Source organism: Marinobacterium mangrovicola, from assembly GCF_004339595.1.
Taxonomy (GTDB): domain Bacteria; phylum Pseudomonadota; class Gammaproteobacteria; order Pseudomonadales; family Balneatricaceae; genus Marinobacterium_D; species Marinobacterium_D mangrovicola.
On record NZ_SMFU01000008.1, the window covers coordinates 1 to 18,246 of the forward strand.

Consider the following 18,246-nt stretch of genomic DNA (forward strand, 5'->3'; position numbering starts at 1 on the left):
CCAGGCACCTAATACGAAGAACCCCAGTACCGTTGGTACTGGGGTTTTTTCGTATTGGGCGGCGATGCCGCCCCTTACTACACAGGCCCATGTGACAAACCGATGCACCGCAGGTGCAGGTTTGGACGTCGGCTACGCCGACGCCCGTAGGGTCAGAAGCAGCGCTTCTGATCACTGTAGGTCATCCTTTAAGCTACTTCCGAACGCTGGCAGAATAAGCCCCGGAAGGCAGGCACCTAAAGCAGGTCATCGCTGTTCCCCCTTCAGCCAAGCTCAGCTCCTCACCATCGACTTATGACAGTCAACGCTCCGACGCTTAGGACCATCGCTCGCGATGAACGCAGTTCATCCACATAGCCTTTTCCACGCAGAGAACGACCTACGCATAACCCTAAGAGCAATCAGGGCGAGGGCGCCCCTCCTACGATAAGCATTCCCGCCACGGCTCCAGAGCAGGAGGTACGCCCTGGTGCCGATTGAAGCCAGCACTGTGGATAAATCAAAGCCAGTCGGCAAAGCGCGATGAGGACGTCGCTCCACTAATCAGGCGATACAGCGCCTCAGATGAATCATCCAGGCAGTGAGGAATATTGGAGAAGAGCGGAAGTGATGAAATGACCAGAGCGGCTTAAAAAGGAGAGGCCCGGTACACTTCCGTGTAGCTACGGGCCCCGTCAGGCTTCCTTTCCAGTCTTACGTCATCCATGAAGTAAGAGAGGGCATGCATCCAGTCATCTCACACGCATCCTTGCGACCCTCGATGGTTATTTTCACGGATAATGAAAAGGGTTTGTATAGGAAAAAATCCTATTTTACGGCTGCCTTCATGCGAGGCTTTAGAGTGGCTGCTACTGCAGTGGTCTTAGCTTTCCAGCATAAACGTGACAGGGCCATCGTTTTCGAGCGTGATCTTCATATCTGCACCGAACTCACCGGTCTGTATGCGGTTGTCGGACTCCTCAGCCCTGGCGACGAAATACTTATAAAGGGCTTCGCCCAATTCAGGAGGAGCGCCCCGGGAGAAGCCGGGACGCATACCCTTACGGGTATCGGCGACCAGGGTGAACTGGGATACCACCAGCATTTCGTAGCCGGTGTCAGCCAGGCTCAGATTCATGCGGCCGTCTGCATCGGGAAAGATGCGGTAATTCATTACCTTATGGAGCAGTTTATCTGACTTCGCCTGGTCATCTTCCTTGTCTACACCCAACAGTAAGAGAATGCCTTTCTGGATTGAGCCTATCTCTTCACCGCTTACACGAACGGAGGCATGGTTAACGCGTTGAATCAGTCCTTTCATCTCTTTTCTCTGTCAGGCGAGGCTTTCAGCAAATCGGTCAGTGGCACGAACCAGGTTATCGCTTATGCCTGGTTCAAAGGCGGAGTGCCCCGCATCACGAACAATGTGGAGTTCCGCATGTGGTGCGGCCTGCTGCAGTGCAAAGGCCTGCTCCACCGGGCAGACCATATCGTAGCGGCCATGCACTATGGTGAGTGGTATATCTTTCAATCTGTCGGCATCTTCCAGGATCTGATTTGGCCTTATGAATGCGCCGTTAATAAAGTAGTGAGCCTCTATCCTGGCCATAGCCAGGGCGAAGTGCGGGTCGGCGAAGTGATCGACAATCTCCGGGTTCGGATCCAGCGTTGAGCAGCGTCCCTCCCAGACTGACCAGGCTTTCGCAGCGGCCATGCGCACCAACTCGTTATCAGAGGTGAGTCGTTCATAATAGGCAGTGAGTAGGTCGTTACGCTCTTGCTCTGGAATCGGCTCCAGATAGTCCTGCCAGAAATCGGGGAAGACGAAGCTCGCGCCATCCTGATAGAACCAGCGGATATCGCGTTCCCGGCAAAGAAAAATTCCCCTGAGGATCAGCCCGCAAACGCGCTTCGGATGAGTCTGTGCATAAATCAGGCTCAGGGTGGAGCCCCAGCTGCCGCCGAAGAGCAGCCATTGCTCTATACCCAGGTGTTCACGAATCTGCTCCATATCACAGACCAATGCCTGGGTAGTGTTGTCGCTCAGGCTTGCATGGGGCGTTGAGCGTCCACAACCGCGCTGGTCAAACAGAATGATGCGGTACTTCTCAGGATTGAAGAAGCGGCGATGAGTGGGGGAGCAACCTCCTCCAGGCCCACCATGAATGAACAGAACGGGGGTGCCGCTAGGATTACCACTTTCTTCGACATGGATTCGATGACCCTGTCCGACCTCAAGAAGGTATTCCTGATTAACCTGGATTTCGGGGTAGAGGGTGCGCATTGAGGCTCTCCATGTCTGCTGGCTGGAGCTCTCAGTATAAGACGGCTGGTGGTGGGTAAAACAGGGGGTGAAACAAGAAGGGGCAGCGAATGCTGCCCCTTGGTCATACTAGAAGTAGGTTTTACTTCTTGCTGTTTGCACGCTTGCGCTCGTTTTCCTTGAGCAGCTTCTTACGGATGCGGATGCTCTCCGGCGTCACTTCGACCAGCTCGTCATCTTCGATGAAGTCCAGCGCCTGCTCGAGGGAGAACTTAATCGGCGGAGTCAGTACGATGTTTTCATCGGTACCAGAGGCGCGTACGTTGGTCAGCTGTTTGCCCTTGATCGGGTTGACTACCAGATCGTTGGAGCGGTTATGGATACCCAGCACCATGCCTTCATAAACCTCGATGTTCGGGTCGATGAATAGACGGCCGCGTTCCTGCAGGTTAAACAGCGAGTAACCGAGCGCTTTGCCATCAACCATGGAGACCAGGACGCCGTTGTTACGCGATACCATATCGCCCTGGAACAACGGACCGAAGTGGTCAAACACCGAGGTCATGATACCGGTGCCGGAGGTCATGGTGAGGAACTGGCTGCGGAAACCGATCAGGCCACGTGAAGGGACCATGAAGGTCAGACGCACACGGCCCTTGCCGTCAACTTCCATATTGGTCATTTCGGCGCGGCGCTGGCCGAGCTCTTCGATAACAGAGCCCTGGTGCTGATCTTCAACGTCGATCATCACCAGTTCGTAAGGCTCCTGGATTTCGCCGTCGATCTCCTTCTGAATAACTTCAGGACGTGATACACCCAGCTCAAAGCCTTCGCGGCGCATGGACTCGATCAGCACCGACAGGTGTAGCTCGCCACGGCCGGATACCTTGAATTTCTCTGGCGTCTCGCCGGGCTCAACACGCAGAGCCACGTTGTGGATCAGTTCGCGCTCAAGGCGGTCCATGATGTTGCGGCTGGTAACGAACTTGCCTTCTTTACCGGCGAAGGGGGAGTCGTTGACCTGGAAGGTCATGGAGACGGTCGGCTCATCAACGGTCAGAGCCGGCAGCGCTTCAATCAGCTCTGGATCACACAGGGTATCGGAGATGTTGAGTTCATCAAGACCGGTGATACAGATGATGTCGCCCGCCTGGGCCTCAGCCACTTCGACACGCTCAAGACCATGGTAGCCCATGATCTTCAGAACACGGCCGCTGCGGGTTTTGGCGTGACGATCGACGACTTTGACCTGGGTGTTGGTTTTGATCTGGCCACGGGTGACGCGACCAACACCGATAACACCGACGTAGGAGTTGTAGTCGAGGGCAGAGATCTGCATCTGGAACGGGCCGTCAACGTCAACCTTGGGCGCCTCAACATGTTTGACGATCGCTTCGAACAGCGGCGTCATGTCTTCAGCCATCTCTTCCGGATCGTTACCGGCGATACCGTTCAGTGCGGAGGCGTAAACCACCGGGAAGTCCAGCTGCTCATCGGTTGCTCCGAGGTTGTCGAACAGGTCGAAGACCTGGTCCATCACCCAGTCAGGGCGTGCGCCGGGGCGGTCAACCTTGTTGATAACCACGATCGGGCGCAGGCCGCGAGCGAAGGCTTTCTGGGTTACGAAGCGGGTCTGCGGCATCGGGCCGTCGACAGCATCGACGAGCAGCAGTACGGAGTCGACCATGGAGAGTACGCGCTCAACCTCACCACCGAAGTCGGCGTGTCCCGGGGTGTCGACGATGTTGATATGATAATCGTTCCAGCCGATAGCCGTGTTTTTCGCCAGAATGGTAATGCCGCGCTCACGCTCCTGATCGTTGGAGTCCATGATGCGCTCGGCGCCTTCGTCACGGCGTGCAAGAGTGCCAGACTGCTGGAGAAGTTTGTCGACAAGGGTCGTTTTGCCATGGTCGACGTGCGCGATAATGGCGATATTTCTGAGTTTTTCGATCACACGGATATACCTGGTTTGATTCTAAAGGCCAGCATTATACGCAAGGGGTGGAGAACAATCGATTACTGTCTGAACATTAGCAGAGGGATAGCGGCATTTAGCTCATTTGAGGTCATCTATCAGAGACCGCTGCCGCACCTTGAGGTATGATCGAAATGTCGCCGCGCAGAGGGTCAGCATAGCGGTTGATTGTGTTCTATATTGGTGCGTTAGTGTTTATTTGGCACTAATATGGTGCTTTGTGGCTCAGGGGCTCGGTTTTTCGTGCCCGATTTCATGGGGTGGGAGCACAATTTAGGTGCTGGCATGTATGTTGCTTTAAAATGCGGCATGGTTAGCCTGTTGGAAAAACGGGCGACTGAAACAGAATTAAGCGTCTGGCAAATTCATCGAGTGGAGAGAGTCACATGTCAGAGAAAACTCTGAATCTCATTAAAGAAAGCGAAGCACGCTGGGTCGACCTGCGTTTTACCGATTCCAAAGGTAAGGAACAGCACCTGACCCTGCCGGTTACCGAAGTTGGCGAAGACTTCTTCGAAGAAGGCAAAATGTTCGATGGTTCTTCCATCTCGGGCTGGAAAGGTATCAACGACTCCGACATGATCCTGATGCCGGATGATTCCGCTTCTCTGCTGGATCCGTTTGCTGAAGATGCTACCGTTATCGTGCGTTGCGACATCGTTGAGCCGATGACTGGTCTGGGCTACGAGCGTGACCCGCGTTCTGTTGCCAAGCGCGCAGAAGAATACCTGAAGTCTACTGGTATCGCTGACAGCGCCATGTTCGGTCCTGAGCCGGAGTTCTTCGTATTTGACTCCGTTGAATGGCACACCAACATGAGCGGTTGCGGTTACACCGTCAACTCTGAAGAAGCTGCCTGGTCTTCCTCTATGAAGATCGAAGGTGGTAACACCGGTCACCGTCCGCGCGTCAAAGGCGGTTACTTCCCGGTTCCCCCGGTTGACTCCCTGCATGATCTGCGTGGCGCTATGTGCGACGCCATGACCGCTATGGGTCTGGAAGTTGAAGTACACCACCACGAAGTAGCAACCGCTGGTCAGTGTGAAATCGGCGTTGCCGGTAACACTCTGGTAGCCAAGGCTGACGAAGTACAGGTCCTGAAGTACTGCGTACATAACGTTGCTCACTCTTACGGCAAAACTGCTACCTTTATGCCGAAGCCGATCGTTGGCGACAACGGTTCTGGTATGCACGTTCACCAGTCCCTGTCCAAAGATGGCGTTAACATCTTTGCAGGCGACGCTTACGCTGGTCTGAGCGAAACTGCCCTGTACTACATCGGCGGTATCATCAAGCACGCTAAAGCGCTGAACGCACTGTGCAACCCGGGCACCAACTCTTACAAGCGTCTGGTACCTGGCTTCGAAGCTCCGGTAATGCTGGCTTACTCTGCCCGTAACCGTTCTGCTTCCATCCGTATTCCTTACGTCACCAGCCCGAAAGGCCGTCGTATCGAAACTCGCTTCCCGGATCCGATCGCTAACCCGTACCTGGCGTTCGCTGCTCTGATGATGGCTGGTCTGGACGGTATCCAGAACAAGATTCACCCGGGCGATGCAGCTGACAAGGATCTGTACGATCTGCCGGCTGAAGAAGCGGCTGAAATCCCGACTGTCTGCGAAACTCTGGCTGAAGCTCTGGACGCTCTGGAAGCTGACCGTGAGTTCCTGACCAAGGGTGGTGTATTCACCGACGACATGCTGGATGCTTACATCGAGCTGAAGCGTGAAGAAGTAGCTACCGTCAACATGACTACTCACCCGGTTGAGTACGACCTGTACTACTCCGTATAAGTAAGACTTTCTGTCTTCGAAAAGGCCTCCTTCGGGAGGTCTTTTTTTTATCACTTCATTTTTTCACGTCTGCTGGTGGGTAAAACGAGTGCCAGTATGAAGTGCGTGTATATTTCTTGTTTGCACATTTATGGTGCAATATGAGTCCTCTGATTTAGTGTCCTGTACAGTGATGCTCCGAATATGCGCAGTTGTGGCGCTTTAGCGGGCACTCATTAGTTGGCGCTTAACTTGCATAATTGATCGACATTGAACTAGATAGAGCGGGTAGATGTTTCGTCAACAGTCACATAAACAGATCCTGGATAACCTGACCTCGTCGGTGTTGTTGCTCGACGAGTCGCTGTGCATTCAGTACATGAACCCCGCCGCCGAAATGCTCCTTGAGGCGACCCTTCGGCGTCTGAAAAGCCGCCCGATCGAGGAGTGGCTATCTCCCAGCGAAGAGGAGCTTAAAGTCCTTCGTGAGTCTTTCGATAGCGGTCACCCCTACAGTAAGCGTGAAGCGCGGCTGATTACCCAGAGCGGCCAGGAACTGATCGTCGACTACAGTGTGAACCCGGTTCCCCAGTCTGGTCTTCTGCTGGAGATACAGGCCAGGGATCGCCTGATCCGGATTGAACGCGAGGAGGAGATTCTCACCCGCCATGCGACTGCCCGCACACTGGTGCGCGGACTGGCTCACGAGATCAAGAATCCGCTGGGCGGTATTCGTGGTGCCGCGCAGTTACTGGAGCGTGAACTGGAAGATGAAAGTCTGCACGAATACACCCGCATCATTATCGAAGAAGCCGATCGCCTGCGTAATCTCGTGGACCGCCTGTTGGGACCGCACAAACTACCGAATATAGAGCTGGTGAATATCCATGCGATCCTGGAGCGGGTATGCAGTCTGATTCAGGTTGAGTCGGGCGGCCAGATTCGACTGGTGCGTGATTACGATCCGAGCATCCCCGAGTTTGAGGGGGATAGCGAGCAGCTGATTCAGGCCACATTGAACATTACGCGTAACGCGATGGAAGCGCTGCAGGAGGCGAAAACGCCAGAGCCCCAGATTGTTCTGCGCACCCGTGCCTTGCGTCAGATTACCCTGGGTACCGAGCGCCACCGGCTGGTGTGCTCCGTTGAAATTATCGATAACGGACCGGGTATTCCCTCAGACCTTCTCACATCCATTTTCTATCCCATGGTGACCGGACGAGCGGATGGTTCAGGGCTTGGTCTGTCGATCGCCCAGTCCATTGTTAACCGTCACCATGGGTTGATCGAATGCAACACGGAGCCGGGCGAGACCCGCTTCCAATTGTTTATACCGCTGGAGCAGAATCATGAAAACCTCAGGTAACGTCTGGGTTGTCGATGACGACCGTTCAATTCGCTGGGTGCTGGAAAAGGCGCTGTCTTCGGCGGGGGTGGAGACCCAGGTTTTTGAAAGTGCGGATGATCTTATGCGTCGGTTGGAGCGTGAGCAGCCAGACGCCGTAGTCAGCGATATTCGTATGCCGGGTACTGGTGGTCTTGAACTGCTCGATCATCTGCAGCAGGTGAACCCCGATCTGCCGATTATTATCATGACGGCCCATTCGGACCTGGACAGTGCAGTGGCCTCATACCAGGGCGGTGCGTTTGAATACCTGCCCAAGCCTTTTGATGTGGACGAGGCTGTAGCTCTGGTAAAGCGTGCCATTGAGCATGCCCATGAGCGTCGCGAAAAGGTGACCGAGCAGCAGGTCGACGCCAGCGCCGAAATTATCGGCGAAGCGCCCGCAATGCAGGAGGTGTTCCGCGCAATCGGTCGCCTGTCACACTCCAACATCACGGTTTTGATTAACGGTGAATCGGGTACCGGTAAAGAGCTGGTAGCGCATGCGCTGCATCGCCACAGTCCCCGTGCATCCGGGCAGTTTATTCCGTTGAACATGGCGGCGATCCCCAAGGATCTGATCGAGTCCGAGCTCTTCGGTCATGAAAAGGGCGCTTTTACAGGTGCCCAGGCTGCGCGCCGTGGCCGCTTTGAGCAGGCGGATGGTGGCACCCTGTTCCTGGATGAGATCGGTGATATGCCGGCCGACACTCAGACCCGTCTGCTGCGCGTGTTGGCTGATGGCGAATTCTACCGTGTCGGGGGACATACCCCGGTTAAGGTGGACGTGCGTATCATCGCGGCGACGCACCAGAACCTGGAGCGCCTGGTGAAAGAGGGGCGCTTCCGTGAAGACCTTTTCCATCGCCTTAACGTTATTCGTATTCACATTCCCAAGCTGGCTGAGCGCCGCGAAGATATTCCGCGTCTCGCGCGCCACTTCCTGGCCCACTCCGCTGAAGAGCTGGCGGTTGAACCGAAGATGCTCAGGACCGATACCGAGCAGTTCCTCTGCGATCTACCCTGGCCGGGTAACGTGCGTCAGCTGGAAAACATCTGCCGCTGGTTGACTGTCATGGCATCGGGGCGTGAGGTTCTGATCTCCGATCTGCCCACCGAACTGATCGAATCCCAGGAAGAGGGTGTTCCGGTTAGTGGCAGCTGGGAGCAGGCATTGCGTCTCTGGGCCGATCAGCAGTTGACCCGTGGTCAGCAGGGTATCCTTAATGAAGCGGTACCTCAGTTCGAAAAAGTGATGATCGAGGTAGCGCTAAAGCACACAGCCGGTCGCCGTCGCGATGCGGCCCAGCTGCTGGGCTGGGGGCGCAACACCCTGACCCGCAAGATCAAGGAGCTGGGCATGGACAGCGAAGATATGGGTGATGAGGACAGTGACGACTAAGTCCGTCACGGGTTAAGATCCGGCTCCCAGAGTTCGGGAGCCGGATAACATGTTAAACGTCGTACTTTACCAGCCAGAAATTCCCCCCAATACCGGTAACATCATCCGCCTCTGCGCGAATACCGGCTTCCATCTTCATCTGATTGAACCTCTCGGCTTTGAGCTCGATGACAAACGTCTGCGTCGTGCTGGCCTGGATTATCGCGAGTATGCCGAAGTGCGTACCTGGCCGACCCTGGCCGCCTGTGTCGAGTCGATAAAGCCTGAACGGGTCTGGGCGCTGACTACGAAAACCGATCGCTGCTATACCGAGGCTCAGTTCAGTGCCGGTGATATTCTGCTGCTGGGGCCTGAGACCCGCGGATTACCGCAGGATGTAAGGGAAAAGTATGACAGCCTCCGGTTGCCGATGCTGGATGGGAGTCGCAGTATGAACCTCTCCAATGCCTGTGCGGTCATTGTATTTGAAGCCTGGCGGCAGCTGGGATTTGCGGGAAGCAGCGTGGGAAAATCCGGTTGATGTGGGAGTGTAAACTGATGCAGCAGGTTCTGATAATCAACCGTCTGATACCGGAAAAGGATGCCAGTGGCGCGTTGGTTCGCCTCAGTGGCGTGACCCATGACGGACGGGCGGTCTCCTTCGAGAGTTGTGCGGAGCAGCGCATTAACCTGTTGGCGCTGGAGTTTCAGCAGACTCCTTTGGTGATGCTGACCGATCGGCTGATACAGCCGTTTTCCGAGATCTGGCAGGTACCAGCGGACGCGCTGGTGGCGGTGGTCCCGATCCCCGCTGACCAGGTACGCGCGCTGCTTGAACGTGGAGAGGGAGACAGCCTCAGGGATGCGGTAAAGGATCAGTTGTCAGCGGAGCCAGGCAGCGCATAGGTGTAACCAGCGATGGCGTCTGCCTGGGCGTTGCTTAGTTGCGGCAGGGAGAAGGTCGGATGCTCCCCGCTATAGTCCTGCGTTAGCATTAAAACGATCTCGTACTCCTGCATTTTGCGCTGGTTGAGCGGTAGCTTTTCCAGATGCCGACCCAGCCCTCGCTCTTCGTGACAGCCAGCGCAGTAGTATTCGTAGAGCTCATCGCCCTGGCTGAGGCGGGTGGGATCCTTGCTGTCGCAGGCCGCTAGGATCAAGAGGCCGGGTATCAGAACGAAGTGCCTTGCAACCATAGTAGGTCGGCTTAATCCAGGGTCCGTTGCCAGGGGAGCTGGCAGCCGGCCAGTGAGAGCGTGATCTGATTAAGCAGCAGCCAGGGATCATCGGAGCGCTGTCCCTTGATGGCCATATCCACCTCCGAGGCCAGGTCCAGCAACTGTTCAAGCTGTTCAGGTCTGAGTCTGCGGGTGGCATTGCGGACCAGATTCTTGCGCTTGCCGAAGATCCGTTCCCGCTGACACAGGGTATCCCAGGCCTGGCCGTTGGCTACACCACGGATGACCCTGTGCAGCATGCGAATATCCCGTGTCAGTGCCCAGAGCACCACCGGGGGTTCGTTACCCTCCTGGCGCAGTACCTGAAGGATGTGCTGACAGCGTCCGGCATCGCTCTGCAGGGCGGCATCGGTTAGTGCAAAGATATCGAAGCGGGAGCTGTCGCTGACCGCTTCTATCACCTGCTCGGCACTGAGGCGTTGTCCTGGGTAGAGCAGGGCCAGCTTATCCAGCTCCTGGCGTGCAGCCAGCAGGTTGCCCTCGATTCGGTCCGCCATCAGTTGTAGTGCTTCAGACTCCAGCTGAACGCCCTGGCTGGCGGCGCGCTGGCCCAGCCATTGCACCAGTTGATCGGCCTCGATCGGCCAGACCTCTACGACCGCGCCGCATTGCTCAACCTTTTTGAACCAGGCGCTCTGTTTAACGGAGCGGTCCATACGGTCGCAGATGATCAGCAGGGCGTTATCCGGTGCCGGGTTGGCGAGGTACTTTTGCAGCAATTCGCTGGCGGCTTTATTGAGTTTCTGGCTGCCGAGGCGGATTTCGATAATCTTGCGCTCGGCAAACAGGGAGAGGGCGTTGGCGCTTTCCAGCAGACTATCCCAGCTGAAACTCGCATCCACATGCATCACTTCGCGCTCGGTGAAGCCGAGTTGGCGCAGGTGCGCGCGGATCGCATCGATACTCTCGCCGCACAGCAGAGGTTCGTCACCGGTGACCAGATAGACCGGCAACGCCTCCTGCTGGCGCTTGAGCTGGCTGCCAAGCTGCTCGGGTTTGAGCTTCATCGCTGAGTTATTTCAGACTGAGATACTGACGCACGATCTGCTGCGCCAGCTGCTCTTCCAGAGCGCGTTCGATCTGACTCTGCAGCGCATCCCGGGCGGTGGTGTTTTCGTTGTTATTGAAAACACGCTCGGCACGCACTTCACGGTTGGTGATCAGCAGCTCACCGGCGCGGTTGCTGACGCTGAAATGCGCCGTGCCGATCAGTTCGTACTCCACCGTATCGGCTCTGATGCTGGTAGAGAGGCTACGGCGGCGAATGTTCTCATCAAGCACCTCAAGCCGGTAGTTGGCAGTATCGGTGATTTCGATACCGTTGATTTCCAGCAGGCTGGTGAGGTGGGTCCGAACGCCGCTGGGGCGGTCGGCCGGAATCACCAGGTTTACCTGGCGCAGCTCTTCCGGTACTTCGTAGTAACCGGCGAGATGAAAGCCGCAGGCGCTGATCAGCACCGAGGCAACCAGAGCAAAGAGCGGGGCGCGTAGTTTCAGCATTGGGCCTCCCAGCCTAGCCAACAACGATGTTTACCAGTTTACCCGGTACCACGATTTTCTTGCGCAGGGTTTTGCCTTCCATATGTTTCTGCACATTTTCTTCGGCCAGCGCCAGGTGGAGGATTACATCTTCATCGGCATCGGCTGCCACGTTGATCTTGGCGCGCAGTTTGCCGTTGACCTGAACAACCATCTCCAGGGAGGCGCGTACCAGAGCGTTCTGGTCTACGCTCGGCCAGTCTGCGGCGATGATGGCACCGTCGTGACCCAGCTGCTGCCAGAGCTCGTGGCTGAAGTGCGGCACGATCGGAGACAGCAGCAGCACGGCAGTTTCCAGCGCTTCCTGCATGACCGCGCGGCCAGGCTCGCTGACGTCGACAAAGCGACCGATGCTGTTAGACAGTTCCATCACCGCAGCGATAGCGGTGTTGAAGGTCTGGCGGCGCTCGATGTCGTCGCTGACTTTCTGGATGGTCTCGTGCACCTTCAGACGCAGTTCGCGTTGAGTGTCATTCAGATCTGCCTGATTCAGCGCAGAGCTAACCGGTGCGCCGGCATTCAGGTGGTCATGTACCTGTTTCCAGAGGCGGCGCAGGAAGCGGTTGGCCCCTTCTACGCCGGAGTCGGACCACTCCAGGGACTGTTCCGGCGGAGCTGCAAACATCATGAACAGACGTACGGTATCGGCACCGTAGCGGTCGATCATCACCTGAGGATCGATGCCGTTGTTCTTCGACTTGGACATCTTTGACATGCCGTCATGGATCAGGGCCAGGCCATCATCCTTGCGGCGTGCTGCAGTGATGCGACCCTTGTCGTCGGTATCGATGTCCACCTCGGTGGGGGAGACCCATACCTTGCCGCCGTTGTCGTCTTCGTAGTAGTAGCTGTCCGCCAGCACCATGCCCTGGCAGAGCAGGCGGGTGAACGGCTCATCCGAATTCACCAGGCCTTCGTCACGTAGCAGCTTGTGATAGAAGCGCGAGTAGAGCAGGTGCAGAATGGCGTGTTCGATACCGCCGATATACTGGTCCACCGGCAGCCAGTAGTTGGCGGCGGTCGGATCAAGCATCTTGTTGTCACTGAAGCGGCTGGCGTAACGGGCGAAGTACCAGCTCGACTCCATAAAGGTGTCAAAGGTGTCGGTTTCGCGCTCGGCGGCGCCACCGCACTTCGGACACTCGGTCTGGATAAAGCTGTCCATCTTCTTGATCGGGGAGCCGACGCCGTCGAACTCCACCTCTTCCGGCAGCAGCACCGGCAGCTGATCTTCAGGCACCGGTACGGAGCCGCAGCTGGCGCAGTTGATCACGGGGATGGGGGCACCCCAGTAACGCTGGCGGGAAACACCCCAGTCGCGCAGACGGAAGTGAATGGTCACTTCACCACGACCCTTGCTGGAGAGCTCCTTGGCGATCGCCTTGAACGCCACGTCAAATTCCAGGTCATTGAAGTCGCCGGAGTTAACCAACACACCTTTCTCGGTGAACGCTTCTTTGTCCAGGTCCACTTCGACCTTGCCGGACAGCGGGGCGATAACCTGTTTGATCGGCAGACCGTACTTCTTGGCGAACTCCCAGTCGCGCTGGTCGTGTCCCGGTACGGACATGACCGCGCCTGAACCGTAATCCATCAGTACGAAGTTGGCGGTCCAGACCGGTACCTTCTGGCCGGTCAGAGGGTGTGTCGCTTCGATACCCAGGGCCATGCCCTTTTTCTCCATGGTGGCCATGTCGGCTTCGGCAACCTTGGTGTGGCGGCACTCTTCGACGAAAGCAGCCAGCTCGGGGTTACCGGCGGCGGCCTTGATTGCCAGCGGGTGCTGGGCGGCAACAGCCACATAGGTCACACCCATCAGGGTATCCGGGCGGGTGGTGAATACGTCCAGGTCGCCCCAACCGTCAACGTGGAAGTTCAGCTCGACCCCTTCAGAGCGGCCGATCCAGTTGCGCTGCATGGTGCGCACCTGCTCGGGCCAATGCTCAAGCTTCTCGATATCGTCGAGCAGCTGGTCAGCGTAGTCGGTGATCTTCAGGAACCACTGCGGAATCTTCTTGCGCTCGACGATGGCGCCGGAACGCCAGCCGCGGCCGTCGATGACCTGCTCGTTGGCCAGCACGGTCTGATCGACCGGGTCCCAGTTAACCTCGGCTTCTTTCTTATAGACCAGTCCCTTCTCGAGCAGACGGGTGAAGAACCACTGCTCCCAGCGGTAGTATTCCGGGTGGCAGGTGGCCAGCTCGCGGTCCCAGTCGTAGCCGAAACCCATCTGGCGCAGCTGGTCGCGCATGTAGTCGATGTTTTCGTAGGTCCACTTGGCCGGTGGAACATTGTTCTTGATCGCGGCGTTTTCCGCCGGCAGACCGAAGGCATCCCAACCCATGGGCTGCAGTACGTTTTTACCCTGCATCCGCTGATAGCGGGAGATAACGTCGCCGATGGTGTAGTTACGCACGTGCCCCATGTGCAGGCGGCCGCTGGGGTAGGGGAACATGGATAGACAGTAGAACTTCTCACGGCTGTGGTCTTCCTGCGCCTTGAAACTGTCATTCTCCACCCAGAACTGCTGGGCGTTGGTCTCGATGTCCTTCGGGATATATTGTTCGTTCATTCTGGCCGCTAATAACTCGTTTAATAAGGCTACGCCTGAAACGCGACGGGCTGGAAATGGGGCAGCGTCGATCAGGGGCGTAGAAAAAGACGAAAGGCGCATAGCATACAATATTCGCCCAGCTGTCAACAGGGGCGAGGAGGTACACGGGACTGTAATCTGGCTGCAATCGAAATGCGCTAGTCTCGCTGGCCTGTTTAATGCGCGTTCAACGAGAGCGGCGCCGGTTGTTAGGGATATTGGCCAGGTGAGTACGACGCTATTTGATCTGTTATGGCAGTTAAAACGTGAGCTGGAAAAGAGTGGTGGCGAGCGGGTTGAACTGCCGCAGCTGATTGATGATCCAGCCTACCGGCAAACAGTGGTCGCAAGGCTTGCCTCAGCCTCGGTGTCGCCAGCGCTAAAGTCTTTGATTCCCTACCTGGACACTCCCGGCGTTCTGGATATCGGCCAGTCTCTGGAGCTGCCTGCAGATCATGTGGATGCAAGTTTGGATGCTGCCCAAACCACGTCATCCAAAAAGCCAGCCGTGGTGGTGAAGCCGAAGAAGCGTTCCACCGGCCTGATGCTGGTGTTTGTCGTTCTGGTCGCCGTTCTGGCGGGCATAGGCCTGATGGGGCGGGAGCTGTTGTCCGGTTTTGGCGAGGTGCCGCAGCGCTTGGTACGTGATGCCGAGCCTGCACCTGTGTCCCGCTCGGTAAACGCTGTTGCGGCTGCTCAGCCGCAGGCTGATGCAGCCGTGGCAGAGCCGAGTGTCGATACCCTGTTCCGTCTGCACGGCTCCAACACCATTGGAGAGTCTCTGGCGCCGGCGCTACTGGAAGCGTTTTGGGAGCGGGAAGGTATCAATGATATCAGTCTTGAACAGCTTGAGGCGGATGTGGAGCGCGATATGCTTATCCGCACCGAAGAGGGTGCTGAGCCGCAGAGGATAGAGCTGAAAGCACACGGGTCGAGCACCGGTTTCAAAGGATTGGCCAAGCAGCAGGCCGATCTGGCCATGGCATCCCGTCGCATCAAGGAAAATGAGCGCCAGGCGCTGGAGCCGTTATATGGTGATCTGAGCAGCGTGAATGCCGAACACGTTATCGGTATGGATGGACTGGCGATTATTGTTCATCCCGAAAATCCCTTGAACAGTCTGGCAACGGAACAGCTGGCGCAGCTGTTTTCGGGCGAGGTTAGTAACTGGAGCGAGCTGGGCGGTCCGGACCTGCCGGTGGTGATCTACAGCCGTGACAGTAATTCTGGTACCTGGGACTCGTTTAACTCCATGGTGTTGAAACAACATGCGGCAACGCTGAGTGAAGAGGCGATCCGCCTGGAGTCCAGTAGTGAGCTTTCCGAACGTGTCAGCCAGGAGGCGGGAGCGATCGGTTTTATTGGTCTGCCCTACGTCCTCAGAGCCAAGGCGCTGGCAGTGGCGGATGAGGTGGGTGCTCTGCCGGTCTTCCCTACCAGCTTTACTATTTCTACCGAGGATTACCCGCTTACTCGACGTCTCTATATCTATGAGCCGACAAACCTGCCGCTGGACAGTGTGGCGCATCGCTTTGTTGAATTTATCGGTTCGGAAGAGGGGCAGGAGGTGGTCCGGGAAACCGGCTTCGTATCGCAGAATATCCGTCGTATCCAGCCAGCGCTCAACGAAGAGCTGCCGGATGAGTATCTGGACATTGCCAGTGGCGGCAGCCGGCTTTCACTGAACTTCCGCTTCAAAAGTGGAACCTTCGTACTCGACAGCAAGGCGCAGCGAGATATGTCGCGGGTGATCCGCTTCTTTGAAAATAACCCGGGCCAGAGTGTGGTGCTGATCGGCTTCTCCGACAATGTGGGGGAGAGCGAAAGAAATCGCCAACTGTCGCTGCAGCGAGCCCAGATCGTGCGTGACGAGCTGCTGGCGCGTGGCATCAATGTGGTCGCGGTGCACGGCATGGGTGATCAGGTGCCGGTAGCTTCCAACGAGACAGCCGCTGGGCGGGATCGTAACCGCCGGGTGGAGGTTTGGGTGCGCGGCTATAACAGTGGTGTGGCTTTGCGCTAGGAGTCTGGCGCACCACTTCATTGATCCTGAGACCTTTGCTCTGCTTCAATCGGCGTATACTGTGAATAACAAATAGATCCACAGGCGTTTACGACAGGAGTGCCCCGATGAGCAGCCATGATAAAAAATCCCCCAAACACTCTCCCGATGCGCCCAGTGCCTATGATCGCATCCTCGACCGGCTGCGCGAGCGGCTTGATAAGGCCGGTGAGAACTCCTGGGACTTCATTCAGCAGCAGATAGAGGAAGCGGCCGAGATAGAGCTTGCGGCCGAAGAGATGACTCGCGATGAGATGGACCTGCTCAAGGCCTACATCCGTCGTGACCTGGTGCAGCTTGGCTATTACATTCACGAAACCGGTGCCGGCGTGGCTTCCTGGCTGCACTTCGACCTGGATGTGCTGGAGCGGACGGCGATGGATCGGTTGCTGGATCTGGCAGACCGGACCCGTGTCGGGCTCGAGTTGCTGCGTGAACAGCTAGACCACGGTGAGAACGAGTATATCGCCGGTGAAATCACCATTCCCGGTACGCTTGAGTGCGCGATCTGCGGCGAAGCTCAGTGCCTGACGTCCACCTCGGTGATCGAACCCTGCGGCTGCGGCTCAGTGGTGTTTCTGCGCCGCACGGATACGGCAGACCAGCAGGCCAGCCAGCAGCAGTAAGTTCAGCATCAACAGGGGGTAGACACCCGTCATCTGATAAGGTGTCCGCCCCTGCATCGGTGTGACTTCCCCGGTCAATACGCCTGCCTCATCCACCGGCAGCTGTGCCGTGATCTGTCCCTGGGGATCGATCAGTGCGGTGATACCGTTATTGGTGCCTCGCATCACCCAACGGCCGTTCTCCAGCGCCCTCATCCTCGCCATCTGTAGATGCTGATCCGGACCAATGGATCGGCCAAACCAGGTGTCGTTGGATACCGTCAGCAGAATATCGCTGAGTTGCCCTGACTCACGTACCAGTTCCGGATAGGCAATCTCATAGCAGATCGCCACGCCCAGCTCGTAGGGGCCTGCCTGCAGAGGCCCCTGGGGCTGGCGCGGCAGACTGAAGCTCGACATCGGCAGGTTGAAAAACTCGATCAGACCGCGCAGCACGGATTCCAACGGTACATACTCGCCAAAGGGCACCAGGCGCTGTTTGTTGTAGACGCCGGGTGTATTGCCAAGAGCAGCCACGCTGTTGTGATAAAGCCTGCGCTGGGCGTCATCCGGGTCCGGTTCTGTGGTGGGTAGTCCGGTGAGCAGGGTGCGGCTGCCCAGTTCGCTCAGCAGCGGCTGCATCTGGTCGGCCACCTGGTAGTAAAACGCCGGTATCGCATTTTCGGGCCAGACAATCAGCTCCGCTTCTGGATGTGCGCGGGTCATCTCGATCAGCTGGTTGAGAATCTCGTCGCGGCGCTGCGGATTCCATTTTTCCAGTTGCGGCACATTGGGTTGCATGACGGCAGCTTTAAAGGTGTCGCCGGACTGAAGGGTCCATTGGCTGGGTAGCAACAGGGTCAGGGCTACCAATAGCGTGGCGGGCAGGATTGGCCTGATTCTGCGTTGCAGAAAGCTTTCGACCGTGCCTACAGCAACCAGCAGTGTCAGGAATGTCAGTCCCCAGACCCCGGCAACGGGTGCCAGAGCGCGCAGAGGTGAATCGGTCCAGGCGTAGCCCAGGTAGAGCCAGGGAAAGCCGGTAAGAAACCAGCTGCGCAGCCACTCAAACAGCCACCAGAGGGCGATAAACCCGATCCAGGCGCTCTTGCCGCGAAACCAGCGCGCGCCAGCCCAGGCCTGGCCTGCAAAAAGCAGTGCCAGCGCCGCACAGAACAGAAAGGTCAGCCCGGCTGCCAGCGGTACAGGCGCGTTGCCGTAGGTGTGAATACTGACGTAGACCCAGGAGGTGCCGGCACCGAAAAAGCCGAGCCCATAGAGCCAGCCGCGGCGTATCGCCTGACCTGGCGAGGCTTCCCGTAATACCAGCCAAAGGCCGGCGACGGAAAGGATGGCAAACAGGGGGAGTGAGAAGGGCGCGAACGCCAGGCTGGCGCTGGCGCCACACAGCAATGCCGCCAGCCCCGGCAGAAGGGTTTTGAGCCTGTGCAT

General features: G+C 57.1%; 15 protein-coding genes. 7 read left to right on the plus strand and 8 right to left on the minus strand.

The genetic code is table 11. The features are described 5' to 3' along the window. Positions 1-862 precede the first annotated feature (862 nt). The 3 genes from dtd to typA all read right to left on the minus strand — a co-directional run bounded on the left by dtd (position 863) and on the right by typA (position 4,199). Entirely contained in the window at positions 863-1,300 is a 438-nt protein-coding gene (gene dtd, locus CLV83_RS08540) for a D-aminoacyl-tRNA deacylase (protein WP_132290515.1), read from the minus strand. Between the two features lie 12 nt (positions 1,301-1,312). Then, on the minus strand, positions 1,313-2,263 hold the full coding sequence (pip, locus tag CLV83_RS08545; RefSeq protein WP_132290518.1) for a prolyl aminopeptidase: 951 nt from the start codon (positions 2,261-2,263) through the stop codon (positions 1,313-1,315). Between the two features lie 121 nt (positions 2,264-2,384). Then, positions 2,385-4,199: a translational GTPase TypA gene (typA, locus tag CLV83_RS08550; RefSeq protein ID WP_132290521.1), complete on the minus strand. Its 1,815-nt coding sequence runs from the start codon at positions 4,197-4,199 to the stop codon at positions 2,385-2,387. A gap of 407 nt (positions 4,200-4,606) precedes the next feature. Here typA and glnA point away from each other — a divergent pair, with 407 nt between their 5' ends. From glnA to CLV83_RS08575, 5 genes are all read left to right on the plus strand, one after another. After that, complete coding sequence (gene glnA / locus CLV83_RS08555) at positions 4,607-6,013, plus strand: glutamate--ammonia ligase (RefSeq protein ID WP_132290524.1); 1,407 nt, start codon at positions 4,607-4,609, stop codon at positions 6,011-6,013. 271 nt (positions 6,014-6,284) lie between these two features. Then, complete coding sequence (gene glnL, locus CLV83_RS08560; protein ID WP_132290527.1) at positions 6,285-7,358, plus strand: nitrogen regulation protein NR(II); 1,074 nt, start codon at positions 6,285-6,287, stop codon at positions 7,356-7,358. After that, a complete protein-coding gene (gene glnG / locus CLV83_RS08565) occupies positions 7,342-8,778 on the plus strand; it encodes a nitrogen regulation protein NR(I) (protein WP_132290530.1) in 1,437 nt (478 codons plus the stop codon). Before glnL ends, glnG begins: the two co-directional genes overlap by 17 nt. Positions 8,779-8,827: 49 nt before the next feature. After that, positions 8,828-9,298 (plus strand): tRNA (cytidine(34)-2'-O)-methyltransferase, encoded by a 471-nt coding sequence (locus tag CLV83_RS08570; protein ID WP_132290533.1) that lies wholly within the window; start codon positions 8,828-8,830, stop codon positions 9,296-9,298. A gap of 17 nt (positions 9,299-9,315) precedes the next feature. Further along, positions 9,316-9,663 carry a hypothetical protein gene (locus tag CLV83_RS08575; protein ID WP_132290536.1) on the plus strand — a complete coding sequence of 116 codons (348 nt, stop codon included), beginning with the start codon at positions 9,316-9,318 and terminating at the stop codon, positions 9,661-9,663. Here CLV83_RS08575 and CLV83_RS08580 read toward each other — a convergent pair. From CLV83_RS08580 to leuS, 4 genes are read right to left on the minus strand one after another with little or no spacing between them, the layout of a single operon-like run. Further along, positions 9,633-9,953 (minus strand): c-type cytochrome, encoded by a 321-nt coding sequence (locus CLV83_RS08580; RefSeq protein ID WP_132290539.1) that lies wholly within the window; start codon positions 9,951-9,953, stop codon positions 9,633-9,635. The two genes, CLV83_RS08575 and CLV83_RS08580, sit on opposite strands and share 31 nt — an antisense overlap. An 11-nt stretch (positions 9,954-9,964) precedes the next feature. After that, positions 9,965-11,002 (minus strand): DNA polymerase III subunit delta, encoded by a 1,038-nt coding sequence (holA, locus tag CLV83_RS08585; RefSeq protein ID WP_132290542.1) that lies wholly within the window; start codon positions 11,000-11,002, stop codon positions 9,965-9,967. A 7-nt stretch (positions 11,003-11,009) separates the two neighbouring features. Then, entirely contained in the window at positions 11,010-11,495 is a 486-nt protein-coding gene (locus CLV83_RS08590; protein ID WP_132290545.1) for an LPS-assembly lipoprotein LptE, read from the minus strand. 13 nt (positions 11,496-11,508) lie between these two features. Beyond that, on the minus strand, positions 11,509-14,106 hold the full coding sequence (gene leuS / locus CLV83_RS08595; RefSeq protein WP_132290548.1) for a leucine--tRNA ligase: 2,598 nt from the start codon (positions 14,104-14,106) through the stop codon (positions 11,509-11,511). 247 nt (positions 14,107-14,353) lie between these two features. Here leuS and CLV83_RS08600 point away from each other — a divergent pair, with 247 nt between their 5' ends. Together CLV83_RS08600 and CLV83_RS08605 are read left to right on the plus strand one after the other, a co-directional pair. After that, positions 14,354-16,150: a substrate-binding domain-containing protein gene (locus tag CLV83_RS08600; RefSeq protein ID WP_165900268.1), complete on the plus strand. Its 1,797-nt coding sequence runs from the start codon at positions 14,354-14,356 to the stop codon at positions 16,148-16,150. 107 nt (positions 16,151-16,257) lie between these two features. Next, on the plus strand, positions 16,258-16,815 hold the full coding sequence (locus tag CLV83_RS08605; RefSeq protein WP_132290554.1) for a zinc ribbon-containing protein: 558 nt from the start codon (positions 16,258-16,260) through the stop codon (positions 16,813-16,815). On the opposite strand, the gene lnt is transcribed toward CLV83_RS08605, so the two are convergent. Further along, positions 16,756-18,246 (minus strand): apolipoprotein N-acyltransferase, encoded by a 1,491-nt coding sequence (gene lnt, locus CLV83_RS08610; RefSeq protein WP_132290557.1) that lies wholly within the window; start codon positions 18,244-18,246, stop codon positions 16,756-16,758. The genes CLV83_RS08605 and lnt overlap by 60 nt on opposite strands.

What these genes read in the sequence shown, in the direction of transcription:
- holA (WP_132290542.1), bottom strand. Translation starts at nt 11,002, where the DNA reads ATGAAGCTCAAACCCGAGCAGCTTGGCAGCCAGCTCAAGCGCCAGCAG.
- leuS (WP_132290548.1), bottom strand. Translation starts at nt 14,106, where the DNA reads ATGAACGAACAATATATCCCGAAGGACATCGAGACCAACGCCCAGCAG.
- CLV83_RS08575 (WP_132290536.1), top strand. Translation starts at nt 9,316, where the DNA reads ATGCAGCAGGTTCTGATAATCAACCGTCTGATACCGGAAAAGGATGCC.
- CLV83_RS08590 (WP_132290545.1), bottom strand. Translation starts at nt 11,495, where the DNA reads ATGCTGAAACTACGCGCCCCGCTCTTTGCTCTGGTTGCCTCGGTGCTG.
- glnA (WP_132290524.1), top strand. Translation starts at nt 4,607, where the DNA reads ATGTCAGAGAAAACTCTGAATCTCATTAAAGAAAGCGAAGCACGCTGG.
- CLV83_RS08580 (WP_132290539.1), bottom strand. Translation starts at nt 9,953, where the DNA reads ATGGTTGCAAGGCACTTCGTTCTGATACCCGGCCTCTTGATCCTAGCG.
- dtd (WP_132290515.1), bottom strand. Translation starts at nt 1,300, where the DNA reads ATGAAAGGACTGATTCAACGCGTTAACCATGCCTCCGTTCGTGTAAGC.
- CLV83_RS08605 (WP_132290554.1), top strand. Translation starts at nt 16,258, where the DNA reads ATGAGCAGCCATGATAAAAAATCCCCCAAACACTCTCCCGATGCGCCC.
- glnG (WP_132290530.1), top strand. Translation starts at nt 7,342, where the DNA reads ATGAAAACCTCAGGTAACGTCTGGGTTGTCGATGACGACCGTTCAATT.
- glnL (WP_132290527.1), top strand. Translation starts at nt 6,285, where the DNA reads ATGTTTCGTCAACAGTCACATAAACAGATCCTGGATAACCTGACCTCG.
- lnt (WP_132290557.1), bottom strand. Translation starts at nt 18,246, where the DNA reads ATGCACAGGCTCAAAACCCTTCTGCCGGGGCTGGCGGCATTGCTGTGT.
- CLV83_RS08570 (WP_132290533.1), top strand. Translation starts at nt 8,828, where the DNA reads ATGTTAAACGTCGTACTTTACCAGCCAGAAATTCCCCCCAATACCGGT.
- pip (WP_132290518.1), bottom strand. Translation starts at nt 2,263, where the DNA reads ATGCGCACCCTCTACCCCGAAATCCAGGTTAATCAGGAATACCTTCTT.